Source organism: Streptomyces sp. CA-288835, assembly GCF_050936385.1.
GTDB lineage: Bacteria > Actinomycetota > Actinomycetes > Streptomycetales > Streptomycetaceae > Streptomyces.
In genome coordinates, this window is record NZ_JBNJMW010000001.1 from 3,237,822 (window position 1) to 3,258,942 (window position 21,121).

Here is a 21,121-nt window from a genome sequence, read left to right on the forward strand (position 1 = left end):
CCATGTTTCTGCACGACACCGCGCTGGTCTTCGGCCGCTACGCCCGCCAGACGCTGCGCTCCAAGTTCCAGATGCTCTTCGGCATTCTCATGCCGCTGCTCTACCTGCTCTTCTTCGGACCGCTGCTCACCGACCTGCCGCTGGGCTCGCAAGGCTCGTCATGGCAGGTGCTGGTCCCCGGGCTGTTACTCCAACTCGGCCTGTTCGGCGCCTCGTTCAGCGGATTCTCGATCATCATCGAGAAGCAGACCGGAGTGATCGAGCGGATGCGGGTGACCCCGGTCAGCAGGCTGGCCCTGCTGCTCGGACGGGTACTGCGCGATGCCCTGCTCTTCGTCTTCCAGTCCGTGCTGCTGGTGCTCTCGGCACTGGTGATGGGCCTGCGCGCACCACTCGCCGGCGTCCTCATCGGCTTCGCCTTCGTGGCGCTGCTCTCCGTGTCGCTCGCCGCGCTCTCGTGCGCGTTCGCGATGACGGTGCGGACCCCGCAGGAGTTCGGTCCCGCCATCAACGCGATCGCGATGCCGTCCATGCTGCTGTCCGGTCTGATGCTGCCGATGGCCCTGGCGCCCGGCTGGCTGGACGTGCTCTCGCGGTTCATGCCGGTGCGCTATCTGGTCGACGCGATGCGGGACGCGTACGTCGGCTCGTACGCCACCACCACGATGCTGTACGGCGTGCTCGTGGCCCTCTGCTTCGCGGCGCTCGCCGTGACGGTGGGCACACGAGTGTTCCGGAAGGCCGGAGCGTAACTAGGCTGGTCACATGGTCAATCTGACGCGCATCTACACCAGGACCGGCGACCAGGGCACCACCGCCCTCGGCGACATGAGCCGGGTCGCCAAGACCGATCTGCGGATCGCGGCGTACGCGGACGCCAACGAGGCGAACGCGGTGATCGGTACGGCGATCGCCCTCGGAGGCCTGGACGAGGAGATCGTCAAGGTCCTCACACGCGTACAGAACGATCTGTTCGACGTGGGTGCGGACCTGTCGACGCCGGTAGTCGAGAACCCGGAGTTCCCGCCCCTCAGGGTCGAGCAGTTCTACATCGACAAGCTGGAGGCGGACTGCGACCGCTTCCTCGCCGAACTGGAAAAGCTCCGCTCCTTCATCCTCCCCGGCGGCACACCCGGCGCGGCACTGCTGCACCAGGCGTGCACGGTCGTACGACGGGCGGAACGGTCGACGTGGGCGGCCCTGGAGGCCCACGGCGACACCATGAACCCCCTCACCGCCACCTACCTCAACCGGCTCTCCGACCTACTGTTCATCCTTGCCCGGTCGGCCAACAAGGAGGTCGGGGACGTGCTCTGGGTGCCGGGGGGCGAGCGCTGAAGAGCCGCCGTGCCCTGACGGCGACGGTCAGAGCCTTCGATAGATGTCCCTGCGGTGTCCGACCTCGACCACCAAGATGATCAGCTTCCCGTCATCGATGGTGTAGGCGATCCGGTAAGCGCCAACCCGCAGACGGTACAGATCGTCGTACCCGGACAGCTTCTTCACGTCAGCGTCATCGCGATAGGGATCGTCACCGATGCGGCTGAGCGCGTGGAGGATGCGCAGGGCCGTCGTCTGGTCGATGGTGCGCAGCTGGCGTCGCGCGGCGGCGGTGAACTCGAAGGCGTATTTCACGCCACGTCCGTCGCGCCGGTCCCGAAGATGTCGGCGAGGACTTCGGCCATGGTCGCGCGCGGCTCGCCGCCATCCTCCTCAAGGGTCCGGATGGCCTTGCGGGCGAGGAGTTCGTCTGCGGCTGCTTCCAGCGCGTCGTACTCCTCGATGGGCACGATCGCGGCGACGGGAGTGCCACCTCGGGTGATGACCGTGGGCTCCCCCGCCTCGGCCTGGTCGAGAAGCTTCGCTAGGCCGGCACGGGCTTCGCGCACCGATACGGATTCATCCATGGCGCAAGTGTACCCATCTACGTGTACACACGGGTCGCCGGTGACGAAGCCCGGTCCATTCCTGGGGCGGAGCGGCTCAGCGGATCGTTGGCTTCTCCGCGTACGGGTCCTTCTCCACGTAACCGTGCGGGGCCTTCTTCGGCCACACCGTGTAGCCGAGTGCGATGAGCACGTTGATGCCGATCACGAAGAGCATCCTCGACTGCCAGGTGCGCAGGGACTCGGTGTCGCCGCCGGAGCCGACGTACCAGATCGCGGCCTGGAGCAGGGCCAGTGCGACGACCGCGGCGAGGATCCAGCGGGCCGCGGTCTTCCACTCGTGCAGCGCGCGGGCCATTCCGTACTTCGGCGGCTTCGGCGGCGGTGGGCCGCCTGCGTAGCGGTGCGCGAACTGGGCGTCTGCCCACTTGATCATGGAGTGGCCCAGACCCACGGTGAAGCCGATGTAGACGGCGGCGAGGCCGTGCTTCCAGTCGGGCTCGGCGCCGTTCTTGAGGTCGATCGCGGTGACGGTGAACAGCAGGACTTCGAGGAGTGGCTCGCACAGCAGCAGGGCGAGGCCGGTGCGCGGCATCTTGAGCAGATAGCGCGCGGCCAGGCCGGCGGCCAGCAGCACCCAGAAGGCGACTTCGCAGACGATGATGAGTGTGACGATCACGGCTTGCTCCTCTCGGTCACCTCTCCAGGCTCCCGGCGGCATCGGCCCGATTCGTCGTCACCGGTGACGAAACGGCACTGCATCCTTCGATGTAGCCGTGGACCGTTCCGCAGGATCAGGCGCCGGGCGCGGACGCCGTGTTGGATGGCTTCATGGCTGTACGACTGCCCCGCCCGCACCGCGACGACGTGCTCATCGCGGTGGGCGGGCTGCTCGGAGGGCTCCTGTTCTGGATCCTCGGTCTCTTCCCCCGTCTAGGGGGCGACAACGGCATCGTCCTGTGGTCCCCGGAGTGGGCGGCGCTGGTGCCGCTCGCCGTGATGGCCGGCTGTGAGTTGCTGCGCCGGACCATGCCGCGTACGGCCCTGCTCATCGGCATCCTCATGCTGACGGCCGACACGATCACGCGGGGCAACGTGGTCACCGTCGTGCTGTTCACCGACATCGTCTACGCGGCCGTCCTGTACGGCACCCCGGCCTCCGCCCGCCGCATCCCCTGGATCACCGGCCTGCTCACGGTGCTCGCCGCGGTGGTGCCCCTCGCGCTCTGGCGGAGGCCGGAGGCCATCCTGTTCGGCGTGGCCGTCGGCGTGGTGGGGCTCGCCCCCGCCTCCACCGGCTGGATCGTCCGCAACCACCGCGACGCCGCCGAAGCCGCCCGTCTGCGCGCCGAACAGACCGCCCTGCTCGCCGAGATCGACCGCACCCAGGCGGTCACCGCCGAACGCGCCCGGATGGCAAGGGAGTTGCACGACATGGTGGCCAACCACCTGTCCGCGATCGCCATCCATTCCACGGCCGCGCTCTCCATCGACGACACGGACACGACGAAGCAGGCCCTCGGCATCATCCGGGAGAACAGCGTCGAGGGCCTGGCGGAGATGCGGCGGCTCATCGGGATACTCCGGGACTCCAGCGGCGACACCGAGCCCTCGGCCGCCCCCACCCTGGACGGGCTCGGCGCACTCGTCGACACCGCCCGCACCAACGGCCTCGACGTCACGCTCGACAGCACGCCCATGAAGCTCCCCGCGCCGGTCGAGCTCGCCGCGTACCGCATCGTCCAGGAGTCCCTGACCAACGCCCTCAAGCACGCCTCCCCCGGCCGCGTCACCGTGACGCTCGCCCAGCAGGACGGCACCCTGAGCCTGCGGGTGACCAGCCCGTACGGGGACCGCGACGGCCCGAGCGCCCCCGGCTCGGGCGCCGGTCTGGTCGGCATGCGGGAGCGGGTCGCGCTGCTGGGCGGCACCTTCGAGGCCGGGCCCGAAAGCGCACCCGACGCGGGCGACTCACGCGACCTGCACGGCTCGCCCGAATCACGCGGCGGCAAGATCTGGACCGTACACGCCACCCTGCCGACCACCCTGGGAGGAACCGAATGATCCGCGTGCTCGTCGCCGAGGACCAGTCCGCCGTACGTGCCGGGCTGGTCCTCATTCTGCGCAGCGCGCCCGATATCGAGGTGGCCGGCCAGGCCGCGGACGGCGAGGAAGCGGTCGCCCTGGCGCGGGAGTTGAGGCCGGACGTCGTCCTGATGGACATCCAGATGCCCCGTCTCGACGGCGTCTCGGCCACCCGCCAGGTGGTCGACGAGGGCCTCGCCGACGTGCTCGTGCTGACCACCTTCGACCTCGACGAATACGTCTTCGGAGCCCTACGGGCCGGTGCCTCCGGCTTTCTGCTGAAGAACACCGAGGCGCAGGCTCTCATCGAAGCGGTCCGCACGGTCGCACGCGGCGAGGGCCTGATCGCGCCCGCGGTCACGCGGCGCCTGATCGCCGAGTTCGCCGCGAAGCCCGTACGGGGTCCACGGCCCGACCCCGCAGTCCTGGAATCCCTCACCCGCCGTGAACGCGAGGTGCTGTCCTGCCTCGGCGACGGGCTGTCCAACGCGGAGATCGCCGACCGCCTGGACATGGCGGAGGCCACGGTGAAGACCCATGTCAGCCGTCTGCTGGGGAAGTTGGAGCTGCGCAGCCGGGTGCAAGCGGCGGTGCTGGCGCAGGAGTTGGGCGTGTAACAAGCACGCCGCCGAGCACAGCCAGTGGTCTGGACCTATTGACCTATGGTCCAGACCTTTCTATTGTCCAGCGCACCCCCTCACACCGCTCTCAGCTCCCTCACCTCTCCGAGGAGTCCCCGCATGCGCTTCGGCCTCAGAGTCAGACACAGAGCCGTGGCAGGGTTCGCCACCCTGCTGCTCCCGCTCGCCGCCCTGGTCGGCCTCGCCGGTCCCGCCCAGCCGGCCACCCCGAACTCCGCCCCGGCTACCGTGGACGCCGTGGATGCCGCGCCCGCTCCGCCGCCGGAGAAGACCGTCAAGCTCGGTTACTTCATCCAGTGGGGCGTCTACGGCCGCAATTACCACGTCAAGAACCTGGTGACCTCCGGCTCCGCCGCCAAGGTCACGCACATCAACTACGCCTTCGGAAACGTCGTCGACGGCAAGTGCGCGGTCGGCGACTCATGGGCCGACTACGAGATGCCGGTCTCCGCCGAGAATTCGGTGAGCGGCACGGCCGACACCGCGGATCAGCCGCTCAAGGGCAACTTCAACCAGCTGCGCCAGCTGAAGGCCAAGTATCCGCACATCAAGATCCTCTTCTCCTTCGGCGGCTGGAGTTGGTCCGGCGGCTTCACCGAGGCGGCCAAGGACCCGGCGGCCTTCGCCAAGTCCTGCCACGACCTGGTCGAGGACCCGCGCTGGGCCGATGTCTTCGACGGCATCGACATCGACTGGGAGTACCCGGGGGCCTGCGGTCTGACCTGCGACACCAGCGATGCCACGGCCTACCGGGACATGATGCGCGCCCTGCGTACCGAGTTCGGCGCGAAGTACCTGGTCACCGCCGCCGTCACCGCCGACGCCTCGTCCGGCGGCAAGATCGAGGCCGCCGACTACGCGGGCGCCGCGCGGTACCTCAACTGGTACAACGTGATGACGTACGACTTCTTCGGCGCCTGGGCCGCGGACGGTCCCACCGCCCCGCACTCCGCGCTCACCCCCTACCGCGGCATTCCGCAGCGGGGCTTCACCAGCGCCGAGGCCATCGCCAAGTACAAGTCGCTCGGCGTGCCCGCGAAGAAGCTGCTGCTCGGCCTCGGCTTCTACGGTCGCGGCTGGACCGGCGTCACACAGTCCGCGCCCGGCGGTACGGCGACGGGGGCGGCCCCGGGCACGTACGAGGCGGGCTTCGAGGACTACAAGGTCCTCAAGACGTCCTGCCCGGCCACCGGCACCGTCGGCGGCACGGCCTACGCGCACTGCGGCAAGGAATGGTGGTCCTACGACACCCCGGCGACGATCCTCGGAAAGATGAGCTGGGCCAAGAAGCAGGGCCTGGGCGGCGCGTTCTTCTGGGAGTTCAGCGGTGACACCGGCAACGGCGAACTGGTGAAGGCCATCAACAAGGGCCTCAGCTAACGCCTGGTAACGACTAGCAACTCCTAGGCCACATTGACTCTCCCCCAGACTCCGTCCGGGGGGACCCCCATTCAACGAGACAGCAATTTAAGCCACATTGACTCGTTGCCCGGGCGGCGCTGCCTCCAGCCACGCGAGAAAGCCGGTCAGCGCGTCCTCGCTCATCGCCAGTTCGAGGCGCGTGCCCCGGTGGAGACAGGCGAGCACGATCGCGTCGGAGAGCAGCGCCAGCTCCTCCTCGCCCTCGGGGGCGCGACGGCCGGCCACCTCGATGGCCGAACGTTCCAGAATGCGGCGCGGGCGAGGGGCGTACGAGAAGACGCGGAACCATTCGATGCGGTCGCCGTTGTAGCGGGCGATTCCGTAGCCCCAGCCTTTGCCGCTGGTGTCGCTCTTCTCGGGGGTGTTCCAGCGGAGGCTGCAGTCGAAGGTTCCGCCGGAGCGCTGGATCAGTCTGCGGCGCACACCGAAGACGAAGAGTCCGGCCGCCGCCAGCAGGACCACCAAACCGCACACAGTCAGAGCGAGGACCATCGACACCGACCTCCTCGTCTCCTAGGTAACGGAAAGGGAAAAAGCACCCGCATTGCCGCAGCCGCGGCCCGGTCCGGAGAAGGCTCCGGTCCTGGCCGCGGCTGAGTCAAGTCCTGTGGCGCGCTGGTTTCAGCGTGCCGCCACCGCTCGCAGTCGGACGTCCGCGCGACGCTCGGCGGACGCGTCCGCGTCCGACTTCGCGCGCTCGAGCGCCCGCTCCGCACGCTGGACATCGATCTCGTCCGACAACTCGGCGATCTCGGCCAGCAGCGACAGCTTGTTGTCCGCGTATGAGATGAAACCGCCGTGCACCGCAGCGACGACCGTTCCACCTTCACTCGTACGGATGGTCACCGGGCCCGACTCCAGCACACCGAGCAGCGGCTGGTGACCGGGCATGACGCCGATGTCGCCGGACGTGGTGCGCGCGACGACCAGGGTGGCCTCGCCGGACCAGACACTGCGGTCCGCGGCGACGAGCTCGACATGCAGCTCAGCAGCCAAGGTGGGCTCCTCGGGTCACCACCCGGCGGTTGCTGCCGGGTGTTGGAAGTAAGTCTAGTAGGGGTCCGCTTGTCACAAGTGCCGGGCCCCGCCCCGCCTCTCGGCCGGGGGTCCGGGGGTCGCCCCCGGGAGATGCTGCCTAGGCGTGAGTGAGGGGGCGGGACGCGCCCGCCCCCTCACCGAGAACCAGAGGTTCAGGAGACGCCGAGCTCCTTGGCCTTCGCCTTGAGGTCCTCCAGGCCACCGCACATGAAGAACGCCTGCTCCGGGAAGTGGTCGTAGTCGCCGTCGCAGATCGCGTTGAACGCGGTGATCGACTCGTCCAGCGGCACGTCCGAACCGTCCAGGCCGGTGAACTGCTTGGCGGCGTGGGTGTTCTGCGACAGGAAGCGCTCGACACGACGGGCACGGTGGACGACGAGCTTGTCCTCCTCGCCGAGCTCGTCGATACCGAGGATCGCGATGATGTCCTGGAGGTCCTTGTTCTTCTGCAGGATCGTCTTGACGCGCATGGCGCAGTCGTAGTGCTCCTGCGAGATGTAACGCGGGTCCAGGATGCGGGACGTGGAGTCCAGCGGGTCCACGGCCGGGTAGATGCCCTTCTCGGAGATCGGACGGGAGAGCACCGTCGTCGCGTCGAGGTGGGCGAAGGTGGTGGCCGGGGCCGGGTCGGTCAGGTCGTCCGCGGGGACGTAGATCGCCTGCATCGAGGTGATCGAGTGACCACGGGTCGAGGTGATGCGCTCCTGGAGCTGGCCCATCTCGTCCGCGAGGTTGGGCTGGTAGCCCACCGCGGACGGCATACGGCCGAGCAGGGTCGACACCTCGGAACCGGCCTGGGTGAAGCGGAAGATGTTGTCGATGAAGAACAGCACGTCCTGCTTCTGCACATCGCGGAAGTACTCCGCCATGGTCAGACCGGCCAGGGCCACACGCAGACGGGTGCCCGGGGGCTCGTCCATCTGACCGAAGACCAGCGCGGTCTTGTCCAGTACGCCGGACTCGGTCATCTCGTCGATGAGGTCGTTGCCCTCACGGGTGCGCTCACCGACGCCGGCGAACACGGAAACGCCCTCGTGCAGCTTGGCCACACGCATGATCATTTCCTGGATCAGCACGGTCTTGCCGACACCGGCACCACCGAACAGACCGATCTTGCCGCCTCGTACGTACGGGGTGAGAAGGTCGACGACCTTCAGGCCCGTCTCGAACATCTCGGTCTTCGACTCGAGCTGGTCGAACTTGGGGGCCTTGCGGTGGATCGGCCAGCGCTCGCCCTCGAACTGCTCGTCGACGTTCAGGACCTCGCCGAGGGTGTTGAACACCTTGCCCTTGGTGAAGTCGCCGACCGGGACGGTGATACCCGTGCCGGTGTTGGTCACCGGGGCCTGGCGGACCAGACCGTCGGTGGGCTGCATCGAGATCGTACGGACCAGTCCGTCACCCAGGTGCTGGGCGACCTCAAGGGTCAGGATCTTCTTCTCGCCGGCCTTGGCCGGGTCGGCCACCTCGACGTGAAGGGCGTTGTAGATCTCCGGCATCGCGTCGACGGGGAACTCCACGTCGACGACCGGGCCGATCACCCGGGCGACGCGGCCCGTGGCAACGGCCGTCTCAACTGTCGTCGTCATTACTTGTCACTCCCCGCGGTCGCGTCGGCCAGGGCGCTGGCGCCACCGACGATCTCGCTGATTTCCTGGGTGATGTCGGCCTGGCGGGCCGCGTTGGCAAGCCGGGTGAGGTTCTCGATGAGATCCCCGGCGTTGTCGGTCGCCGACTTCATCGCGCGGCGCGTGGCGGCGTGCTTGGAGGCAGCCGACTGGAGCAGCGCGTTGTAGATACGGCTCTCGACGTAGCGCGGCAGCAGGGCGTCGAGGACGTCCTCCGCCGACGGCTCGAAGTCGTACAGCGGAAGGATCTCGCCCTTGGGGTGCGACTCCTCCGCCACTTCCTTGAGGCTGAGCGGCAGCAGGCGGCTGTCGACCGCCGTCTGCGTCATCATCGAGACGAACTCGGTGTAGACGATGTGGAGTTCGTCCACGCCGCCGTCCGCCGTCTCCGTCTCGATGGCCTCGATCAGCGGGGCCGCGACCTTCTTGGCGTCCCCGTACGAGGGCGCGTCGGTGAAGCCGGTCCACTGCTCCGAGATCTTGCGCTCACGGAAGTTGTAGTGGGCGACACCGCGGCGGCCGACGATGTACACGTCGACCTCCTTGCCCTCGCGCTCGAGACGGGCGGTCAGCTGCTCCGCCGCCTTGATGGCGTTGGAGTTGAAGGCGCCGGCCAGGCCGCGGTCGCTCGTGAGGAGCAGTACCGCGGCGCGGGTCGGGTTCTCCGCCTCCGTGGTCAGCGGGTGCTTGGTGTTCGAGCCGGTGCCGACCGCCGTGACCGCGCGCGTGAGCTCGGTCGCGTACGGCGTGGAGGCCGCCACCTTGCGCTGCGCCTTGACGACGCGCGAGGCGGCGATCATCTCCATCGCCTTGGTGATCTTCTTGGTCGCGGTGACGGATTTGATGCGACGCTTGTAGACCCGGAGCTGGGCTCCCATGAGTCAGGTCCCTTCCGTCGTCACTTGCCCGTAGCGGCAGGGGTGTCCTCGCCGAGCAGCTTGCCGTCCGCGGTCTCGAACTGCTTCTTGAACTCCGCGACGGCGTCACTCATGGCCGTGATCGTGTCGTCCGACATCTTGCCGCCCTCCTTGATGGAGGTGAGCAGGCCCTGCTCCTTGCGGTGCAGGTACTCCAGCAGCTCCTTCTCGAAGCGGCGGATGTCGTTGACCGGCACGTCGTCCATCCGGCCCGTGGTGCCGGCCCAGATGGAGACGACCTGGTCCTCGGTGGCCATCGGCTGGTACTGCGGCTGCTTCAGCAGCTCGACCATGCGCTGACCGCGCTCCAGCTGCGCCTTCGACGCGGCGTCCAGGTCGGAACCGAAGGCGGCGAACGCCTCCAGCTCGCGGTACTGGGCGAGGTCGACGCGAAGCCGGCCGGAGACCTGGCGGATCGCCCTGTGCTGCGCGGAACCACCGACTCGGGAGACGGAGATACCGACGTTCAGCGCGGGGCGCTGACCGGCGTTGAACAGGTCCGACTCCAGGAAGCACTGGCCGTCGGTGATGGAGATGACGTTGGTCGGGATGAACGCCGAGACGTCGTTGGCCTTCGTCTCGACGATCGGCAGACCGGTCATCGAGCCCTTGCCCATGTCGTCGGAGAGCTTCGCGCAGCGCTCCAGCAGACGGGAGTGCAGGTAGAAGACGTCACCGGGGTAGGCCTCGCGCCCCGGCGGACGACGGAGCAGCAGGGACACGGCGCGGTAGGCGTCGGCCTGCTTCGAGAGGTCGTCGAAGACGATGAGGACGTGCTTGCCCTCGTACATCCAGTGCTGACCGATGGCCGAACCGGTGTACGGCGCAAGGTACTTGAAGCCGGCCGGGTCGGACGCCGGGGCGGCGACGATGGTCGTGTACTCCAGGGCGCCGGCCTCTTCGAGGGCACCACGCACGGAGGCGATGGTCGAGCCCTTCTGACCGATGGCGACGTAGATGCAGCGGACCTGCTTGTTCGGGTCGCCCGTGCGCCAGTTGTCCCGCTGGTTGATGATCGTGTCGACGGCGAGGGCGGTCTTGCCGGTCTGCCGGTCGCCGATGATCAGCTGACGCTGGCCACGGCCGATCGGGGTCATCGTGTCGACGGCCTTGTAGCCGGTCTCCATCGGCTCGTGCACCGACTTACGGACCATGACGCCCGGGGCCTGCAGCTCGAGGGCGCGGCGTCCGGACGTCTCGATCTCGCCGAGGCCGTCGATCGGGGCGCCGAGCGGGTCGACGACGCGGCCGAGGTAGCCCTCGCCCACGGCGACCGACAGGACCTCGCCGGTACGGCTGACCGGCTGGCCTTCCTCGATGCCGTTGAACTCGCCGAGGACGATGGCGCCGATCTCGCGCTCTTCCAGGTTGAGCGCGAGGCCGAGGGTGCCGTCCTCGAACTTCAGCAGTTCGTTGGCCATGGCCGAGGGGAGGCCCTCGACCTTCGCGATGCCGTCGCCGGCAAGGGTGACCGTACCGACCTCCTCGCGCGAGGCCGCGTCCGGCTTGTACGCCTGGACAAAGTTCTCCAGCGCGTCCCGGATCTCCTCCGGCCGGATCGTGAGCTCCGCCATCTGGGTTCCCTGCTCTCCTTGTTGGGCCCGAAGTTTCAACTTGGGGGTCTGGGGGCGACCCCCAGGAATCCTCTGCACGGCCCAACCAGGGCCGTAGTACTGCCTGTTTACGTACGTGTATTGAGTTGCTGTCAGCCCGCCATACGGCGACTGGCGTCCTCGAGCCGGTCCGCGATGGAGCCGTTGATGACCTCGTCGCCCACCTGCACCCGGATCCCTCCGACGACCTCGGGGTCGACATCGAGATTGAGGTGCATCGGACGCCCGTAGAGCTTCGCGAGGGCGGCACCCAGGCGCCGCTTCTGCGGGTCACTCAGCGGGACCGCCGAGGTGACGACGGCGACCATGCGGTCTCGGCGCTCGGCAGCGAGCTTGGACAGGGACTCGAGTCCCGCCTCCAGGCTACGTCCCCGCGGCGCGGTCACAAGGCGCGTGACCAACCGCTCGGTTCCGGTCTTGGCCCGGCCGCCGAGGAGACTGCGCAGCAGCTCGGTCTTGGCGGCGGTGCCGGCGGCACGGTTCGTCAGCGCGGCACGCAGCTCGGTGCTGGAGGAGACGATCCGGCCGAACCGGAACAGCTCGTCCTCCACCTCGTCGAGCGTGCCCGCCTGCTGGGCCGCGGTGAGGTCGGCCGTGTTGGCCAGCTCCTCCATCGCGTCCACCAGGTTGCGCGGCTGCGACCAGCGGGAGCGCACCATGCCGGACACCAGGTCGACGGTGGCCTCGCCGACCTGGCCGCCGAACAGCCGGCCGGCCAGCTCGGCCTTGGCCTCGCCGGGCTGCGCCGGGTCGGTGAGGACCCGACGCAGGCTGATCTCGCGGTCGAGCAGCGCGGTGACGGCGGCCAGCTCGTCGGCGAGCGCGAGCGCGTCCACGGACGTGCTGTCCGTCAGCGCGTCGAGACGCTCACGTGCGGCAGCGGTTGCCTCGCGGCTCGCTCCGTGCGCTGTCATCGAGCCGCCTCGGCCTTCTCCTCGAGCTCGTCGAGGAAGCGGTCGATGGTGCGGCTCTGCCGGGCGTGGTCCTCGAGGGACTCGCCCACGAGCTTGCCGGCCAGGTCGGTGGCGAGCTTGCCCACGTCCTGACGCAGCGCGGAGGCAGCGGCCTTGCGGTCGGCCTCGATCTGGGTGTGACCGGCGGCGATGATTTCCTCACGCTGCCGCTGGCCTTCCGCGCGCATCTCGGCGATGAGCGTGGCGCCCTGCTCCTGCGCCTCCTGGCGCAGCCGCGCGGCCTCGTGCCGGGCCTCGGCGAGCTGGGCCTTGTACTGCTCCAGCACGCTCTGGGCCTCGGTCTTCATGGCGTCGGCCTCTTCGATGCCGCCTTCGATCGCCGCGCGGCGCTCTTCCAGAACCTTGTTGATGTTCGGGAGGAGCTTCTTCCAGAAGAAGAAGAACACGATGGCGAAGGCGATGGTGCCGACGAGCAGCTCGGGACCGGGCGGAATGAGCGGGTTCTGCTCACTCTCGGTCGCCAGCTGTACCAGGTTGGCGATCACATCAATGCCCTTCGTTGAAAAGTTGGCTCGTCAGGGTTCGATCATCCGTAGACGAACGGCATGACGATGCCGATGAGGGCGAGCGCCTCACAGAAGGCGAAGCCGAGGATCTGGTTGGCGCGGATCAGGCCGGCCGCCTCGGGCTGGCGGGCGAGGGCCTGGGTGCCGTTACCGAAGATGATGCCGACGCCGACGCCAGGGCCGATGGCGGCGAGGCCATAACCGACAGCACCGATGTTGCCTTCGAGGGCGGCGAGGGTCTCCATGGCAGCCATGCTGATTCTTCCTTCTCTTTCATGGACCGGCGGGGGTTGGCCACCGGACGTTCTTGGGGTCTTGCGGAGTGGCGCGGGCTCAGTGGTGCTCGGCGAGAGCGCCCTGGATGTACGAGCAGGCGAGGAGCACGAAGACGTACGCCTGGACGGCCTGCACGAAGAGCTCGAAGAGGATCATGACCATGGTCATGACGAAGGAGACACCGGCGGCCGGGATCATCCAGCTGTTCAGCAGGTACCAAGAGGCGACCGTGAACATGACCAGCATCAGGTGGCCGGCGAACATGTTGGCGAAGAGCCGGACCGCGTGCGTGAACGGTCGGACGAACAGGTTCGAGCCGAACTCGATGACCATCACGAGCGGGAGCACCGCGCCCAGCGACTTGTCGTAACCGGTGACGTTCTTGAAGAAGCCGACGAAGCCGTGCCGCTTGAAGGTCAGCGAGACCCAGAGGATCCAGACGATGCCGGCCAGCACAAACGGGAACGAGATGATCGACGAGACCGGGAACTGGGCCAGCGGGATCACGGACCAGATGTTCATGATCCAGATGAAGAAGAACAGCGAGACCATCAAGGGGACGTACTTCTCGCCCTCCTTTTTGCCGAGGGTCTCGTACACGATGCCGCGGCGCACGAAGTCGTACCCGGCTTCGCCGATCATCTGCAGCTTGCCCGGAACCACTTTGGCCTTACCGAAGGCCGCGTAGAAGAAACTGATGACGAGCCCCGTGGTGATGAGGGCGAGCAGCATCACCTTGTTGAACTCGAACCCCCCGACCGTGGCGATCGGCTTGAAGAGGAACGAGTGCAGGCCCGGAGCCGGGAAGCCGCAGCCGTTGTCGGACATGATCCGACAGCTCCAGTCAAAGGCGAGCTGGGTCTGTTCAGCACTCACCACGGGCTCCTTCGGCGTGACGCATAGGTACGGCAACCTCGTTGTGTCGGCGCGGCACGCAGCCGCGGTTCGGCACTGGACTGGTCTTACGGATGTGGGGGCGGCTGTGGGGCATTGAGCCTCGCGCTAGAGCAGGCGTCAGCTCGGATGCCCGCGCCCGCGATGCCGCAGTTGGCACCGGACGATAGCAGGAGGTCTTACGTGCGCTTATCCCGGCCCTACCTCTCACGACGAGTGCCCTGTCTTCTCGGGCTTGTCGCCCTTCGAGGACTCGGGTTCGACGTAGAGGATCTTGGCCTTCATCTGGGCCCAGGCTTGGGCGCCGATCCACGCGAGCGTGCCGGCGACCAGCGTGAACGCAAAGGCCTTGGGGTGGAACAGGGTCGTGTCCTTGAACGCGGCGACGAACATGAACAGCAGCAAAATCTGTGCCGTGTAGAGCATCAGACCCATGGCCTGGAAAAGATGCGGAAGCGATTTGGCCGTGCGCTGCAGAACGTAAAGCCCGAGCCCCATGAAGAGGATCACGACCAGCGTCGCGACGACCGCCCCGACCGCTCCCTTGCCCCCGACGACCACACCACTGACGACGGCAGCAATAGCGCCAACGCCAGCCGTGGGCACGGCGGCCTGAAGGAGAATCCGGGCGTCATTGGACGGCATGGCGGCAGCTCCGCTTACTAAAGGGGGCAGGGTGTCGTCATGGACGAGCGTAGTCCCGGGTGGGGAGGGAACCTCACGCCAATGGGCCGTCGCACTGCGGCCCTTCGGCTCATCCCCGAGTCTCGTGAACCGTATCACAAACTATTTGATGAGGTCTTTACCTGGTTGGTGTGCTCGGCGTCACACATGAGAGTGAACCCGCCCGTCTGTGCACGTACGCCGCCGAGTTTGTCTGGTATAGGAGCGGTTTGCGAAACCGTCAGCGAGACGATCCGGCCTTACGTCCGTCAAGGGCATGCGGACGATGGCCGAGAGCCGTCGCCCCGTTGACCCCAGAGACGCCCGCGGTGACCGGTGTGCGGCGTTCCTCACCAGTCCCAGCGGGCTCCCCGGCCTCACTGGGCGCGCTGCCGGTCGAGGCGCCGGCGGCACCCGCGTACGCGACCGCAGGCGCCCCCTGCACGCCCTCCACCGTCTCCTCGGCCACCGGACCACGGCGGCGGTAGCGCGGCGGCACGAAGCGCTCAGCCCAGGCCGGTGTACGCGGCGTGAAGCGCGGCAGCAGAAGCAGCACCAGGCCGATCGCGCTGAGGAACACGACGCCGAGCACGATCCACATGGACGCCGAGTTCACCGAGTACGCGAGGGCGCCGAAGGCGATCAGGGCCGACCAGAAGTACATGATGAGCACCGCCCTGCTGTGCGAGTGCCCGATCTCCAGCAGGCGGTGGTGCAGATGCCCGCGGTCGGCGGCGAACGGGGACTGGCCGCGCCAGGTGCGGCGCACGATGGCGAGCACCAGGTCGGCGGCCGGTACGGCGATGATCGTCAGCGGCAGCAGCAGAGGCATGTAGACCGGCACCGTCTGGTGCACGGCCTCCCTCTCGGACCCGGCGAACAGCGCCATCGCGTCGGGGTCGACCTGCCCGGTGATGGAGATGGCGCCGGCCGCGAGCACCAGGCCGATGAGCATCGAGCCCGAGTCGCCCATGAAGATGCGCGCCGGGTGCATGTTGTGCGGCAGGAAGCCGATGCACATGCCGATGAGGATCGCGGAGAACAGGGTCGCGGGGGCCGCGGACTCGAGCCCGTATCCGTACCAGATGCGGTAGGCGTACATGAAGAACGCCGCGGAGGCGATGCACACCATGCCCGCGGCGAGGCCGTCGAGGCCGTCGACGAAGTTCACGGCGTTGATGGTGATGACGACGAGCGCGACGGTCAGCAGCGTGCCCTGCCACTGGGTCAGCGAGACCGAGCCGACGCCCGGCACCGGCAGCCACAGGATGGTCAGGCCCTGCATCACCATGACACCGGCGGCGATCATCTGGCCGCCGAGCTTGATCAGGGCGTCAATCTCGAACTTGTCGTCCAGGACGCCGATCAGCCAGATCAGCGCGGCCCCGGAGAGCAGGGCGCGCGGCTCGTTCGAGTTCTCGTAGACCTCGCTGAGGTTCGTCAGATGGTCGGCGACCAGCAGGCCCGCGCACAGCCCGAAGAACATCGCGATGCCGCCGAGCCGGGGCGTGGGTTCCCGGTGCACGTCACGTGCCCGGATCTCCGGCATCGCTCCGGCCACGATCGCGAACTTCCGCACCGGCCCGGTCAGCAGGTACGTCACCGCGGCCGTGACGAGGAGCGTCAGGAGGTATTCACGCACAGGCAGTCCCCACAGGTCTCGCTGGCCATCTCAGCCCCACACCCTAGCTTTCGGCGCATACGGTTGGGAGCTTCCGGGTAGAGCAGATGGTTGCACGCGATGCTGTGTGCGGGTTTGCGCCTACCCACCTCTAGTCCGGATACGGCGGAAATCTTCCGGTCAGGTCCCGCACTTCTTCACGCACAAGGCGCCCGGCCGGTTCCTCGCGCAGCGCCCTGCCGAGCAGTACGGCGATCCGGGCCATCTCCGCTTCGCCCATGCCCTGCGTGGTGACGGCGGCCGTCCCCAGACGCAGTCCGCGCACGTCCGGGTGGGGCAGCGCACAGGTGTCGAGGACCAGACCGGCGGCGGCCAGCCGGCCGCGGGCGGTGCGGCCGTCCACGCCGAGCGGGGCGGGGTCGAGGGTCAGCAGGTGGGTGTCGGTGCCGCCCGTGGTGACGGCGAGGCCCTCGGCGGTCAGTCCCGCCGCGAGCGCCCGGGCGTTGGCGACGACTTGATGCGCGTACGCCGTGAAGGCCGGCGTCGCCGCCTCGCCGAACGCGACGGCCTTGGCGGCGATGGTGTGCATCTGCGCGCCGCCCTGGGTGAACGGGAACACCGCCCGGTCCACCCGCTCGGCCAACTCCGCGCCGCACAGCAGCATTCCGCCGCGCGGGCCGCGCAGCACCTTGTGCGTGGTGGCGCAGACGACATCGGCGTACGGCACTGGGCTGGGCGCCGCTCCCCCGGCGACGAGGCCGATGGGGTGGGCGGCGTCGGCGATGAGATAAGCGCCCACCTCGTCGGCTACGGCTCTGAAGGCGGCGTAGTCGATGTGCCGCGGGTAGGAGATGGAGCCGCACACGATGGCTTTCGGGCGGTGGGTACGGGCGAGCGCGTGCACCTGCTCGTAGTCGATGAGCCCGCTCTCCGGGTCGACTCCGTAGCCGACGAAGTCGAACCAGCGGCCGGAGAAGTTGGCCGGCGAGCCGTGGGTGAGGTGGCCGCCGTGCGGGAGGCCGAGGGCGAGGACCGTATCTCCGGGCCTGAGCAGGGCGGCGTAAGCGGCGAGTACGGCCGAACTCCCGGAGTGGGACTGCACGTTGGCGTGTTCGGCGCCGAAGAGGGTCTTGGCGCGCTCGACGGCGAGGCGTTCCGCGACGTCGACGAGTTCGCAGCCGCCGTGGTGGCGGGCGCCGGGGTAGCCCTCGGCGTACTTGTTCGCGAGCGGTGAGCCGAGGGCGGCCAGCACGGCGGGCGAGGTGAAGTTCTCGGCGGCGATCAGCTGAAGCGTCGTCGACTGCCGGTCCAGTTCCCCGATGAGGAGCTCGGCCAGCTCGGGATCCTGCCGAGCGAGCACATCGGCAGGCAGCAGGCCGTCAAGCGTGTGTGCGACCACCATGGTGGACTCCGGACCGGCAACCCCCTACAGGGCAGCCTGATATCGGCGGGAAGTAAGTCCAATGTAGAACCGCGTCCCCTGCTGCGCCCGTTGTTACGCCCGACCCGGGGACCCCCGGGAGCGCTCAGGTGCGGGCCGGCACTCCCGTCAGCGCCGTCACCACGGGATCGATCGCCTGCTGAATCTCGTCCCCCACCGAGCGGAAAAACGGCAACGGCGCCCCGTACGGGTCGTACACCTCGTCCGCCTCCACCGTCGGCGCCAGCAGCCACCCGCGTAGAGCCGCCGCAGCGCGGACCAGGGCCCGTGCGCGCGCGACCACTCCGTCCTCCAGGGGAGGCAGGGTCGCCGGGTCTATGGCCTTCACCAGGCGGGTGAACTCCTTGAGGGTGAAGGTGCGCAGGCCCGCCGAGTGGCCCATGGAGATGACCTGGGCCCGGTGGTCGCGGGTGGCCGTCAGGACCAGGTCCGCTCGGATGACGTGTTCGTCCAGGAGTTCCCGGCCCACGAAGCCGGAGGCGTCCGCGCCGAAGTCGGCGAGGACCGCTTCCGCGTTGGCCTCCATGGGGGCGCCCTCATGGCCCCAGGTGCCGGCGCTCTCCACGATCAGACCGCCCGACAGCGGGTCGCCGAGGCGGTCCGCCAGGGCATGGCGGGTCAGCCGCTCGGTGATCGGCGAGCGGCATACGTTGCCGGTGCTGACGTGGAGGATGCGGAAGGTGTCCCGGGGTAGCCCTGTGAAGGTCCCCGTATCGTCCCCGTTGCCTATGCCACGCCCCGCGTCAGGGGCCGTCAATTCGCCACCTCGAGGTCGGGTACCACCTTGCGCAGCTCCTCGGCGGACAGCGCGCCCGCACGCAGCAGAACCGGCACCTTGCCCGTGACGTCGACGATCGAGGAGGGGACGTTGCCGGGCGTGGGCCCGCCGTCCAGGTACACCGAGACGGAGTCGCCGAGCATCTCCTGGGCGGCGTCACAGTCCTCCGGCGCCGGATGCCCGGTCAGGTTCGCCGAGGACACGGCCATCGGACCGACCTCCGTCAGCAGCTCGATCGCCACCGGGTGCAGCGGCATGCGCACGGCGACGGTGCCACGGGTGTCCCCCAAGTCCCACTGGAGGGACGGCTGGTGCTTGGCGACCAGGGTCAGCGCACCCGGCCAGAACGCGTCGACGAGCTCCCACGCCATCTCGGAGAAGTCGGTGACCAGGCCGTGCAGCGTGTTCGGGGAGCCGATGAGGACGGGCGTGGGCATATTGCGGCCACGGCCCTTGGCCTGCAGCAGATCGGACACGGCCTCCGAGCTGAACGCGTCGGCGCCGATGCCGTACACGGTGTCCGTGGGCAGCACCACGAGTTCGCCCCGGCGTACGGCGGACGCGGCCTCGCGCAGCCCCGTAGAGCGGTCGGTCGCGTCGTTGGTGTCGTATCGCCGTGCCATTTAGGGAGCCTCCTCGTACACGTACTGCTGGCTTGAAGTCTTCGAACAAGGCGTGCCGAACGCAATGCCGCGCGCCGAGTTCACGGCATCGCCCTGCGGGCCGTGGCGAACCGCGGCCGGTTGTTGAGGTCGGGGTGGTCGGCAGCGTCGGCCCAGCCCCGCTCCTCGGTGAAGATCCACGGCACCTGCCCGCCCTGGGTGTCGGCGTGCTCGATGACGACGATGCCGCCGGGCCGCAGCAGCCGGTGGGCGGTGCGTTCCAGGCCGCGGATGAGGTCGAGTCCGTCCTCGCCCGAGAACAGGGCGAGTTGAGGATCGTAGTCCCGTGCCTCGGGCTGTACGTACTCCCATTCCGTCAGCGGGATGTACGGCGGGTTGGAGATGACGAGGTCCACCTGCCCGTTGAGGTCGGGGAAGGCGTACAGGGCGTCGCCCTGGCGCAGCTCGACCCTGGATCCCTCGACGTTCTTACGGGCCCACTGGAGCGCGTCCTCGGACAGCTCCACGGCGTGCACGCGGGAGCGCGGCACCTCCTGCGCCAGGGCGAGCGCGATCGCCCCGGAACCCGTACACAGGTCGACGATGAGCGGTTCGACGACGTCCATCGCGCGTACGGCGTCTATGGCCCAGCCGACGACGGACTCGGTCTCCGGGCGGGGCACGAACACCCCTGGCCCCACCTGGAGTTCGGTGTACCTGAAGAAGGCCCGCCCGGTGATGTGCTGGAGCGGCTCGCGGGCCTCGCGGCGGGCGATGACCTCCCAGTAGCGGGCGTCGAAGTCGGCGTCCTTGACCGAGTGCAGTTGGCCCCGCTTCACGCCGTGCACGAAGGCGGCGAGCTCCTCCGCGTCATTGCGCGGCGAGGGCACGCCGGCATCGGCGAGTCGCTGGGTGGCCTGGGCCACTTCCGCGAGCAGCACGCTGCGGGGGTTCGGGGGTCGCCCCCCAAAATGTTGCTGCACGCTGGTCCTCCGGGCTGAGCTGTTGTTCTGTCGCTACGAGGCTCTGGGCGGCCGTTACGCGGCGGCGAGCTTCGCGGCCGAGTCCGCGTCCACGCAGGCCTGGATCACCGCGTCGAGGTCGCCGTCGAGCACCTGGTCCAAGTTGTACGCCTTGAAGCCGACGCGGTGGTCCGAGATGCGGTTCTCCGGATAGTTGTACGTTCGGATCTTCTCGGAGCGGTCGACGGTACGGACCTGGCTGCGCCGGGCGTCGGCCGCCTCCTTCTCCGCTTCCTCCTGGGCCGCCGCGAGAAGCCTGGAGCGCAGGATACGCATCGCCTGCTCCTTGTTCTGCAACTGGCTCTTCTCGTTCTGGCAGGAGGCGACGACTCCGGTGGGAATGTGCGTGATGCGCACCGCGGAGTCGGTGGTGTTGACGGACTGGCCGCCGGGGCCGGAGGAGCGGTAGACGTCGATCCGCAGGTCGTTGGGGTTGATCTCGACGTCGATGTCCTCGGCTTCGGGGGTCACGAGGACACCGGCCGCGGAGGTGTGGATCCGGCCCTGGGACTCGGTCGAGGGCACACGCTGCACGCGGTGCACGCCACCCTCGTACTTCATGCGGGCCCAGACACCCTGGCCGGGCTCGGTGGCGCCCTGGCCGCCCTTGGTCTTCACGGCGACCTGGACGTCCTTGTAGCCGCCGAGCTCGGACTCGGTGGCGTCGATGATCTCGGTCTTCCAGCCGACGCGCTCCGCGTACCGCAGATACATGCGCAGCAGGTCGCCCGCGAACAGCGCGGACTCGTCGCCTCCGGCGCCGGCCTTGATCTCGAGGATGACGTCCTTGTCGTCGTTGGGGTCGCGCGGGACGAGCAGCAGCCGCAGCTTCTCGGTGAGCTCCTCGCGATGCTTCTCCAGCTCCTTGACCTCGGCCGCGAACTCCGGGTCGTCGGCGCCCAGTTCGCGGGCCGTCTCGATGTCGTCGCCGGTCTGCTTCCAGGAGCGGTACGTCGCGATGATCGGGGTCAGCTCGTGGTAGCGCTTGTTGAGCCTGCGCGCGTTCGCCTGATCCGCGTGCACCGACGGGTCGGAAAGCTTTTTCTCAAGATCGGCATGCTCGCCGATCAGTTCCTCGACCGCCTCGAACATCTCCCGCTCCAATGACGTACGA

General features: G+C 68.4%; 23 protein-coding genes and 1 pseudogene. 5 read left to right on the plus strand and 19 right to left on the minus strand.

The window, feature by feature from the left end:
• The first annotated feature begins 2 nt into the window (after positions 1 to 2).
• Positions 3 to 752, plus strand: a complete 750-nt coding sequence (locus ACQEVY_RS14385; protein ID WP_432948425.1) for an ABC transporter permease — start codon at positions 3 to 5, stop codon at positions 750 to 752.
• A gap of 13 nt (positions 753 to 765) precedes the next feature.
• Entirely contained in the window at positions 766 to 1,338 is a 573-nt protein-coding gene (locus ACQEVY_RS14390) for a cob(I)yrinic acid a,c-diamide adenosyltransferase (protein WP_432948427.1), read from the plus strand.
• 27 nt (positions 1,339 to 1,365) lie between these two features.
• Here ACQEVY_RS14390 and ACQEVY_RS14395 read toward each other — a convergent pair whose 3' ends face one another.
• The 3 genes from ACQEVY_RS14395 to ACQEVY_RS14405 all read right to left on the minus strand — a co-directional run bounded on the left by ACQEVY_RS14395 (position 1,366) and on the right by ACQEVY_RS14405 (position 2,565).
• On the minus strand, positions 1,366 to 1,635 hold the full coding sequence (locus ACQEVY_RS14395) for a type II toxin-antitoxin system RelE family toxin (protein ID WP_432948429.1): 270 nt from the start codon (positions 1,633 to 1,635) through the stop codon (positions 1,366 to 1,368).
• On the minus strand, positions 1,632 to 1,907 hold the full coding sequence (locus ACQEVY_RS14400) for a type II toxin-antitoxin system Phd/YefM family antitoxin (protein WP_432948431.1): 276 nt from the start codon (positions 1,905 to 1,907) through the stop codon (positions 1,632 to 1,634). Before ACQEVY_RS14400 ends, ACQEVY_RS14395 begins: the two co-directional genes overlap by 4 nt.
• A 76-nt stretch (positions 1,908 to 1,983) precedes the next feature.
• Positions 1,984 to 2,565: a hypothetical protein gene (locus ACQEVY_RS14405; RefSeq protein ID WP_432948433.1), complete on the minus strand. Its 582-nt coding sequence runs from the start codon at positions 2,563 to 2,565 to the stop codon at positions 1,984 to 1,986.
• 152 nt (positions 2,566 to 2,717) lie between these two features.
• Here ACQEVY_RS14405 and ACQEVY_RS14410 point away from each other — a divergent pair, with 152 nt between their 5' ends.
• The 3 genes and pseudogenes from ACQEVY_RS14410 to ACQEVY_RS14420 all read left to right on the plus strand — a co-directional run.
• Positions 2,718 to 3,950, plus strand: a complete 1,233-nt coding sequence (locus ACQEVY_RS14410) for a sensor histidine kinase (RefSeq protein ID WP_432948435.1) — start codon at positions 2,718 to 2,720, stop codon at positions 3,948 to 3,950.
• Complete coding sequence (locus ACQEVY_RS14415) at positions 3,947 to 4,588, plus strand: response regulator (RefSeq protein WP_432948437.1); 642 nt, start codon at positions 3,947 to 3,949, stop codon at positions 4,586 to 4,588. Before ACQEVY_RS14410 ends, ACQEVY_RS14415 begins: the two co-directional genes overlap by 4 nt.
• A 294-nt stretch (positions 4,589 to 4,882) precedes the next feature.
• A pseudogene (locus tag ACQEVY_RS14420) lies at positions 4,883 to 5,992 on the plus strand (glycoside hydrolase family 18 protein); the annotation flags it as partial.
• An 87-nt stretch (positions 5,993 to 6,079) separates the two neighbouring features.
• On the opposite strand, the gene ACQEVY_RS14425 reads toward ACQEVY_RS14420, so the two are convergent.
• The 16 genes from ACQEVY_RS14425 to prfA form a co-directional block, all read right to left on the minus strand.
• Positions 6,080 to 6,526 (minus strand): DUF2550 domain-containing protein, encoded by a 447-nt coding sequence (locus ACQEVY_RS14425; RefSeq protein ID WP_328768590.1) that lies wholly within the window; start codon positions 6,524 to 6,526, stop codon positions 6,080 to 6,082.
• A 129-nt stretch (positions 6,527 to 6,655) separates the two neighbouring features.
• Positions 6,656 to 7,030 carry a F0F1 ATP synthase subunit epsilon gene (locus tag ACQEVY_RS14430; protein ID WP_328768591.1) on the minus strand — a complete coding sequence of 125 codons (375 nt, stop codon included), beginning with the start codon at positions 7,028 to 7,030 and terminating at the stop codon, positions 6,656 to 6,658.
• Between the two features lie 194 nt (positions 7,031 to 7,224).
• Positions 7,225 to 8,661, minus strand: a complete 1,437-nt coding sequence (atpD, locus tag ACQEVY_RS14435) for a F0F1 ATP synthase subunit beta (protein ID WP_432948439.1) — start codon at positions 8,659 to 8,661, stop codon at positions 7,225 to 7,227.
• Positions 8,661 to 9,578: a F0F1 ATP synthase subunit gamma gene (locus tag ACQEVY_RS14440; RefSeq protein WP_432948441.1), complete on the minus strand. Its 918-nt coding sequence runs from the start codon at positions 9,576 to 9,578 to the stop codon at positions 8,661 to 8,663. Before ACQEVY_RS14440 ends, atpD begins: the two co-directional genes overlap by 1 nt.
• A gap of 20 nt (positions 9,579 to 9,598) precedes the next feature.
• Positions 9,599 to 11,191 carry a F0F1 ATP synthase subunit alpha gene (atpA, locus tag ACQEVY_RS14445; RefSeq protein ID WP_432948443.1) on the minus strand — a complete coding sequence of 531 codons (1,593 nt, stop codon included), beginning with the start codon at positions 11,189 to 11,191 and terminating at the stop codon, positions 9,599 to 9,601.
• Positions 11,192 to 11,322: 131 nt separating this feature from the next.
• Positions 11,323 to 12,144 (minus strand): F0F1 ATP synthase subunit delta, encoded by an 822-nt coding sequence (locus ACQEVY_RS14450; RefSeq protein WP_432948445.1) that lies wholly within the window; start codon positions 12,142 to 12,144, stop codon positions 11,323 to 11,325.
• Entirely contained in the window at positions 12,141 to 12,689 is a 549-nt protein-coding gene (locus ACQEVY_RS14455) for a F0F1 ATP synthase subunit B (RefSeq protein ID WP_432948447.1), read from the minus strand. Before ACQEVY_RS14455 ends, ACQEVY_RS14450 begins: the two co-directional genes overlap by 4 nt.
• A gap of 41 nt (positions 12,690 to 12,730) precedes the next feature.
• On the minus strand, positions 12,731 to 12,964 hold the full coding sequence (gene atpE, locus ACQEVY_RS14460; protein ID WP_037695385.1) for an ATP synthase F0 subunit C: 234 nt from the start codon (positions 12,962 to 12,964) through the stop codon (positions 12,731 to 12,733).
• Positions 12,965 to 13,043: 79 nt separating this feature from the next.
• Positions 13,044 to 13,814: a F0F1 ATP synthase subunit A gene (atpB, locus tag ACQEVY_RS14465; protein WP_432955214.1), complete on the minus strand. Its 771-nt coding sequence runs from the start codon at positions 13,812 to 13,814 to the stop codon at positions 13,044 to 13,046.
• Between the two features lie 273 nt (positions 13,815 to 14,087).
• The gene (locus ACQEVY_RS14470) at positions 14,088 to 14,525 is read right to left on the minus strand and encodes a hypothetical protein (protein ID WP_328768597.1); all 438 of its coding nucleotides are present in this window, start codon (positions 14,523 to 14,525) and stop codon (positions 14,088 to 14,090) included.
• Between the two features lie 259 nt (positions 14,526 to 14,784).
• The gene (locus tag ACQEVY_RS14475) at positions 14,785 to 16,185 is read right to left on the minus strand and encodes an MraY family glycosyltransferase (protein WP_432948450.1); all 1,401 of its coding nucleotides are present in this window, start codon (positions 16,183 to 16,185) and stop codon (positions 14,785 to 14,787) included.
• Between the two features lie 130 nt (positions 16,186 to 16,315).
• Positions 16,316 to 17,566 (minus strand): serine hydroxymethyltransferase, encoded by a 1,251-nt coding sequence (glyA, locus tag ACQEVY_RS14480; RefSeq protein WP_328768599.1) that lies wholly within the window; start codon positions 17,564 to 17,566, stop codon positions 16,316 to 16,318.
• 124 nt (positions 17,567 to 17,690) lie between these two features.
• The gene (locus tag ACQEVY_RS14485; protein WP_432948452.1) at positions 17,691 to 18,362 is read right to left on the minus strand and encodes a protein-tyrosine-phosphatase; all 672 of its coding nucleotides are present in this window, start codon (positions 18,360 to 18,362) and stop codon (positions 17,691 to 17,693) included.
• On the minus strand, positions 18,359 to 19,006 hold the full coding sequence (locus tag ACQEVY_RS14490; protein WP_165340667.1) for an L-threonylcarbamoyladenylate synthase: 648 nt from the start codon (positions 19,004 to 19,006) through the stop codon (positions 18,359 to 18,361). Before ACQEVY_RS14490 ends, ACQEVY_RS14485 begins: the two co-directional genes overlap by 4 nt.
• Before the next feature lie 80 nt (positions 19,007 to 19,086).
• Complete coding sequence (prmC, locus tag ACQEVY_RS14495; RefSeq protein WP_432948455.1) at positions 19,087 to 19,926, minus strand: peptide chain release factor N(5)-glutamine methyltransferase; 840 nt, start codon at positions 19,924 to 19,926, stop codon at positions 19,087 to 19,089.
• 96 nt (positions 19,927 to 20,022) lie between these two features.
• Complete coding sequence (gene prfA / locus ACQEVY_RS14500) at positions 20,023 to 21,099, minus strand: peptide chain release factor 1 (RefSeq protein WP_432948457.1); 1,077 nt, start codon at positions 21,097 to 21,099, stop codon at positions 20,023 to 20,025.
• Between the last annotated feature and the right edge of the window lie 22 nt (positions 21,100 to 21,121).

Excerpts from the sequence above, each read along its gene's own strand:
- ACQEVY_RS14385 (WP_432948425.1), top strand. The coding sequence starts at position 3 with ATGTTTCTGCACGACACCGCGCTGGTCTTCGGCCGCTACGCCCGCCAG.
- ACQEVY_RS14390 (WP_432948427.1), top strand. The coding sequence starts at position 766 with ATGGTCAATCTGACGCGCATCTACACCAGGACCGGCGACCAGGGCACC.
- ACQEVY_RS14400 (WP_432948431.1), bottom strand. The coding sequence starts at position 1,907 with ATGGATGAATCCGTATCGGTGCGCGAAGCCCGTGCCGGCCTAGCGAAG.
- ACQEVY_RS14410 (WP_432948435.1), top strand. The coding sequence starts at position 2,718 with ATGGCTGTACGACTGCCCCGCCCGCACCGCGACGACGTGCTCATCGCG.
- ACQEVY_RS14415 (WP_432948437.1), top strand. The coding sequence starts at position 3,947 with ATGATCCGCGTGCTCGTCGCCGAGGACCAGTCCGCCGTACGTGCCGGG.
- ACQEVY_RS14425 (WP_328768590.1), bottom strand. The coding sequence starts at position 6,526 with ATGGTCCTCGCTCTGACTGTGTGCGGTTTGGTGGTCCTGCTGGCGGCG.
- atpD (WP_432948439.1), bottom strand. The coding sequence starts at position 8,661 with ATGACGACGACAGTTGAGACGGCCGTTGCCACGGGCCGCGTCGCCCGG.
- ACQEVY_RS14440 (WP_432948441.1), bottom strand. The coding sequence starts at position 9,578 with ATGGGAGCCCAGCTCCGGGTCTACAAGCGTCGCATCAAATCCGTCACC.
- atpA (WP_432948443.1), bottom strand. The coding sequence starts at position 11,191 with ATGGCGGAGCTCACGATCCGGCCGGAGGAGATCCGGGACGCGCTGGAG.
- ACQEVY_RS14450 (WP_432948445.1), bottom strand. The coding sequence starts at position 12,144 with ATGACAGCGCACGGAGCGAGCCGCGAGGCAACCGCTGCCGCACGTGAG.
- atpE (WP_037695385.1), bottom strand. The coding sequence starts at position 12,964 with ATGGCTGCCATGGAGACCCTCGCCGCCCTCGAAGGCAACATCGGTGCT.
- atpB (WP_432955214.1), bottom strand. The coding sequence starts at position 13,814 with ATGTCCGACAACGGCTGCGGCTTCCCGGCTCCGGGCCTGCACTCGTTC.
- ACQEVY_RS14470 (WP_328768597.1), bottom strand. The coding sequence starts at position 14,525 with ATGCCGTCCAATGACGCCCGGATTCTCCTTCAGGCCGCCGTGCCCACG.
- glyA (WP_328768599.1), bottom strand. The coding sequence starts at position 17,566 with ATGGTGGTCGCACACACGCTTGACGGCCTGCTGCCTGCCGATGTGCTC.
- ACQEVY_RS14490 (WP_165340667.1), bottom strand. The coding sequence starts at position 19,006 with ATGGCACGGCGATACGACACCAACGACGCGACCGACCGCTCTACGGGG.
- prfA (WP_432948457.1), bottom strand. The coding sequence starts at position 21,099 with ATGTTCGAGGCGGTCGAGGAACTGATCGGCGAGCATGCCGATCTTGAG.